Genomic DNA, 4218 nt, shown 5'->3' on the forward strand with positions numbered 1-4218 from the left:
CTTTGACGGTCGCCATTGTTTGAATCGCAAGGTCACTATAAAGAACTGACGCGCCGGGTTTGCCGCTCAACTCCTCGACCACCCACTGCCCCAGCACAGATTCTTCGATCCAGAAGGTGAGGCTTCCCCTAGCCTTCAATCCAGCGTTATACTCTGACCAGTTGCGGATGCGGTATTGAGGTTTCATGGCAGGTTTTATATGTGATAACTGAAATTTACCATGCCTCTCCTGCCCGCAACCCCTCTTTCATGCAACAACGCCATTTGCTGTATCGAGATCCCTATCTGGTGCTAGCGGATTATCGATCCTACGTCGATTGCCAAACCTATGTCGGTGAGGTCTATCGAGATGTGGATCGGTGGACGCAGATGGCGATTTTGAATGTGGCTCGCATGGGCAAATTCTCCTCCGATCGCTCGATTCGGGACTATTGCGACGATATTTGGCGGATCAGTGCCGTTCCGATTAATGGAAAAGAGGCTGACTATTCCCAGGGGATATCCCTTTAGGCTGGGACAACCCGATTGGGATCTGTTGTGTGATCTATGGCTTGCGAAAAATCGATAAGAGAAGCCAGACTTAGGGGCTATGATCAGTACGGTCATGCATGATTCAGCCTCTAGGAGTTCTCCATTCGATGGTTATACGCAAAGCTGGCATCCCGATCGCACCTTGGCACCACCGATTCATTGGGCGATCGCTCCTCCTTGGGGCGATCGCCTTTTTAAGTGGGTTACCGTTTGCCAAACCTGTTGAGGCCGCAGAACGGGTGCGCGTTACCTTTGGGCAACTCGAATTCCCACTAGCCATTGATGATTTAGAAACCTTTGCGAATACCGGAGAGATCCGGGGCAGTATGCGGCTGTATGCCCGATTCCTTGACGACCAAGCACGGGCTGATTTGCGCCACTTTTTGCAGCAAGAGATGGACATCGATGCATTCACGGTGTCGCAGGTGACCTATTCGCCCATGATTGAGCGCAGTCTGACCAACCTGGGAACGGTGATTCGCACAGAGGCAGGGTTAAACGGATTTCATGCCATCCGCGCCGCCCTGATCCTTGCGGCGGACGATCCCGATGGCCTGAGTATGCTTAATGTGATTCGATTTTTTCCGTCACCGAGTATTCGGATTAGCGCACCCTAACTCCTGAGGTTGAAGAATGCGTTTATGGAAATTGCGGAATATCGAGATGCTGCCCTCCAAGCCATCGATACGGAAATGGATGCAGAGATCAAGGCATCACCGCTGCCATCGATTCCAACGGAAAGCTTGAGTGTGCCGGGGCCGTATGCGTTCACTGCTGAATCTTTGAACTGCGGCGCGATCGCCTCTCCTCCCGTAGAGAACTGGTAGAACGCCCCTTTCGGGTCGATTTCTACATGCCAGATGGTCTGATCGAGCCTGCCCCCGGGATTGTGATTTCGCATGGGCTGGGATCGGGGCCGGAGGCGTTCGCCTATTTGGCAGAACATCTCGCCTCCTACGGATTCGCGGTGGTGGTGCCGCAGCATATTGGTAGCGATGCTGAGCGTCGTCAGGCCGCAGTTCAAGGGCTATTGAGCAGCGATGTGAATCCCGTGGAGTATCTCGATCGTCCCCATGATATTTCGTTTGTTCTGGACGAGTTAGAACGGCGATCGCAAACCGACCCAGCGCTTCAGGGCAAACTCGACTTGCAGAATGTGGGCGCGATTGGGCACTCGTTTGGGGGCTACGCCGTGTTAGCTCTGGCAGGAGCACCGTTGAGCATTGATCGGTTGCAGCAAAGCTGTGCGAATAATCAAATTAGTTTCAATGCGGCTCCTTCGCTGCAATGCTTGGCGAGTCGGTTGCCCCAGTTCAACTATCAGCTTCAGGATGAGCGCATCAAAGTCGTGGTGGCCATGAGTCCAATTACGGGCATTCTCTTTGGCCCAGAAGGGATGAGCCAGATTCCAGTCCCAACCATGATCATGGCAGGCAGCAAAGATATTATTGCCTCGGTAGTTCAGGAACAGATCCATCCCTTCATTTGGCTGACGACGCCTGAGCGGATCTCTATCCCCATCTGTTGTTTAATCTGGACTTTTGCGTGACGGTGAATGATGCCTCGAATCCCTGATATCAGTACTAATCCACCAAACGCAATCGGTCAGCGCTCATCTTAATACTCACTCAAGACTCACCCCGAGATTGCTGTCCCACAATGGAAGTGCCCTCTTATTAGGTTTGCACGATGACATCTGAAACTTGGACTCACGATACGCTGACCACCAACGGCGTGACGCTGCACTACGTTACCCAAGGCCAGGGGGATCTGATGCTGATGCTGCACGGATTTCCTGAGTTTTGGTATTCCTGGCGGCACCAGATTCCTGAATTTGCCCAACATTACAAGGTGGTGGCGCTAGACTTGCGGGGCTACAACGATAGTGATAAGCCCGAATCCGTGGATGCCTACCGCATGGAGGAATTGGTTAAAGATGTGAACGGTGCGATTCACGCCCTGGGGTACGATCGCTGTATTTTGGTGGGTCATGATTGGGGAGGGGCGATCGCCTGGTCGTTTGCCTATGCCCATCCTGATAGGGTGGATCGCTTGATCGTGATGAATTTGCCCCATCCCGCTAAGTTTGTCGCTGGCCTGAAAACCCCGCAACAACTTCTCCGCAGTTGGTACATTTTCTTTTTCCAGCTTCCCATCCTGCCGGAACTGGTGCTGTGGTGGGATGACTACCGTATGGTTGCCGCTGCCTTTGCAGACATGGCCATCAATAAGTCCGCCTTTACACCTGAGGATTTGGATGCGTTTAAAACAGCGGCGGCTAAACGCGGCGCACTCACCGCTATGCTCAACTACTATCGCGCTAATTTTGGCAGGGATAATCGGCTCAATCGCCCGTGGGACAAGCTTTTAATCCCGACGCTGCTGATTTGGGGGGAGAAGGATGCCGCCTTGGGCGTTGAACTCACCTACGGCACGGAAGACTATGTCGAGGATTTGAAAATTTGCTATATCCCGAACTGTAGCCATTGGGTGCAGCAAGAACAGCCGCAGTTGGTGAATCAGTACATGCGCGATTTTTTGGATCGGGATGATCTATCGGTGGAGTAATTGCTGTTGGAGACATCGCTCCGGTACACTGCAAGGCTAGATGTGGAGTGCTGGCAGTATGGATTACGATTCCGCCCAACCGATCATTTTGAATTATGGTCAGCTTGTTGACGACGACGATCGCAACTTCTTGAATCGCCTCCGTCAGGGTGTGCCCCCGATTCCCGGCCAGGTCACGGAAATTCTGCTGGCGCTCAAGGTTTTGTTTGAAGCCCTCAAAGAGGTTCCAGCCCTAGAGCGGGACTTGGTATCTGCGCTCTTCACACTGGCCTACGATAGCCGCCAGTCTTTCACTGCTGGACGGCAACGGGGTGTGGAATGGCCGCCCTTGCTGGATGAGGATTTGGAACGGATTGCGATCGCCGTTCGCAGTATTTTGGCGGGCACGTGGTATGGGTAAGCGGGTCGCCAAACCAAAACCGTGCGATCGCTGCCAAATGTTAAGTGCCCTGCGCTATCGGATTCAGTACACAGCGGATTCGGGTTGGGTGCTGGTTTGTCCAGCGTGCTGGCAGGTTTGCAGTCAGGACAATCCCAACTACCGCTATGGCGGCACTTGGAAGGCGCGATCCTAGGCGAAAAGGCGAAAGGGGCGATACTAAATGAATCCCGTTACAGGAATGGCGGCACCAAGAGAATCTTATCAACTCGGTTGCCATCCATATCCACCACTTCAAACCGATACCCATCCCAGATGAAATAGTCCGCAGAGGTGGGAATACGCCCCAAAAACGTGATCACAAATCCACCAAGCGTCTGATAATTGCCCCGTTCTTCACCCGGAAGTTGCTCTAGCGAAAAGAGTTCCTTAAAGCGATCGATCGTCAACATACCATCCAACAGCCATGACCCATCTTCTCGCTGAATTGCGGCGGATTCCTGCGCCTGATCCGCAAAGGGAATGTCACCAATAATCACTTCCATGATGTCATTCAGCGTGACTAAGCCCTGGATCACACCGTACTCATCCACAATCAGCGCGATATGGGTTCCCGACTGCTTAAACAGCTCCAGCACCCGCAACGCCCGCGTACTTTCCGGCACAAACAGCGGCTGTTGCAAAATAGCTGTGAAATCGATGGCCTGTCCAGAAAGGCTCTGGGTCAGAATATCGGACAC

The 4218-nt window shown here is 52.9% G+C and carries 9 protein-coding genes; 7 read left to right on the forward strand and 2 right to left on the reverse strand.

The window, feature by feature from the left end:
- A partial coding sequence (locus IGR76_12005; protein ID MBF2079213.1) for a transposase occupies positions 1–187 on the reverse strand: 187 nt, incomplete at its 3' end.
- Between the two features lie 62 nt (positions 188–249).
- On the opposite strand from IGR76_12005, the gene IGR76_12010 reads away from it, so the two are divergent.
- The 7 genes from IGR76_12010 to IGR76_12040 all read left to right on the forward strand — a co-directional run bounded on the left by IGR76_12010 (position 250) and on the right by IGR76_12040 (position 3674).
- Complete coding sequence (locus tag IGR76_12010) at positions 250–510, forward strand: glycogen/starch/alpha-glucan phosphorylase (GenBank protein MBF2079214.1); 261 nt, start codon at positions 250–252, stop codon at positions 508–510.
- 128 nt (positions 511–638) lie between these two features.
- Positions 639–1148, forward strand: coding sequence for an alpha/beta hydrolase (locus IGR76_12015; GenBank protein ID MBF2079215.1), 510 nt, complete (start codon positions 639–641; stop codon positions 1146–1148).
- Positions 1149–1172: 24 nt separating this feature from the next.
- Positions 1173–1358, forward strand: coding sequence for a hypothetical protein (locus tag IGR76_12020; GenBank protein MBF2079216.1), 186 nt, complete (start codon positions 1173–1175; stop codon positions 1356–1358).
- 26 nt (positions 1359–1384) lie between these two features.
- On the forward strand, positions 1385–2080 hold the full coding sequence (locus IGR76_12025; protein ID MBF2079217.1) for an alpha/beta fold hydrolase: 696 nt from the start codon (positions 1385–1387) through the stop codon (positions 2078–2080).
- Positions 2081–2220: 140 nt separating this feature from the next.
- Positions 2221–3099, forward strand: coding sequence for an alpha/beta hydrolase (locus tag IGR76_12030; GenBank protein MBF2079218.1), 879 nt, complete (start codon positions 2221–2223; stop codon positions 3097–3099).
- Positions 3100–3157: 58 nt separating this feature from the next.
- Entirely contained in the window at positions 3158–3499 is a 342-nt protein-coding gene (locus tag IGR76_12035; protein ID MBF2079219.1) for a Dethiobiotin synthetase, read from the forward strand.
- Positions 3492–3674 carry a hypothetical protein gene (locus IGR76_12040; protein ID MBF2079220.1) on the forward strand — a complete coding sequence of 61 codons (183 nt, stop codon included), beginning with the start codon at positions 3492–3494 and terminating at the stop codon, positions 3672–3674. The genes IGR76_12035 and IGR76_12040 overlap by 8 nt, the downstream gene beginning before the upstream one ends.
- 37 nt (positions 3675–3711) lie before the next feature.
- Here the strand turns inward: IGR76_12040 and IGR76_12045 are convergent.
- A partial coding sequence (locus tag IGR76_12045; GenBank protein MBF2079221.1) for a CBS domain-containing protein occupies positions 3712–4218 on the reverse strand: 507 nt, incomplete at its 5' end.

The sequence above is a fragment of the Synechococcales cyanobacterium T60_A2020_003 genome, from assembly GCA_015272205.1.
GTDB lineage: Bacteria > Cyanobacteriota > Cyanobacteriia > RECH01 > RECH01 > JACYMB01.

Excerpts from the sequence above, each read along its gene's own strand:
- IGR76_12025 (MBF2079217.1), top strand. The coding sequence starts at position 1,385 with ATGCCAGATGGTCTGATCGAGCCTGCCCCCGGGATTGTGATTTCGCAT.
- IGR76_12015 (MBF2079215.1), top strand. The coding sequence starts at position 639 with ATGGTTATACGCAAAGCTGGCATCCCGATCGCACCTTGGCACCACCGA.
- IGR76_12035 (MBF2079219.1), top strand. The coding sequence starts at position 3,158 with ATGGATTACGATTCCGCCCAACCGATCATTTTGAATTATGGTCAGCTT.
- IGR76_12040 (MBF2079220.1), top strand. The coding sequence starts at position 3,492 with ATGGGTAAGCGGGTCGCCAAACCAAAACCGTGCGATCGCTGCCAAATG.
- IGR76_12030 (MBF2079218.1), top strand. The coding sequence starts at position 2,221 with ATGACATCTGAAACTTGGACTCACGATACGCTGACCACCAACGGCGTG.
- IGR76_12020 (MBF2079216.1), top strand. The coding sequence starts at position 1,173 with ATGGAAATTGCGGAATATCGAGATGCTGCCCTCCAAGCCATCGATACG.
- IGR76_12010 (MBF2079214.1), top strand. The coding sequence starts at position 250 with ATGCAACAACGCCATTTGCTGTATCGAGATCCCTATCTGGTGCTAGCG.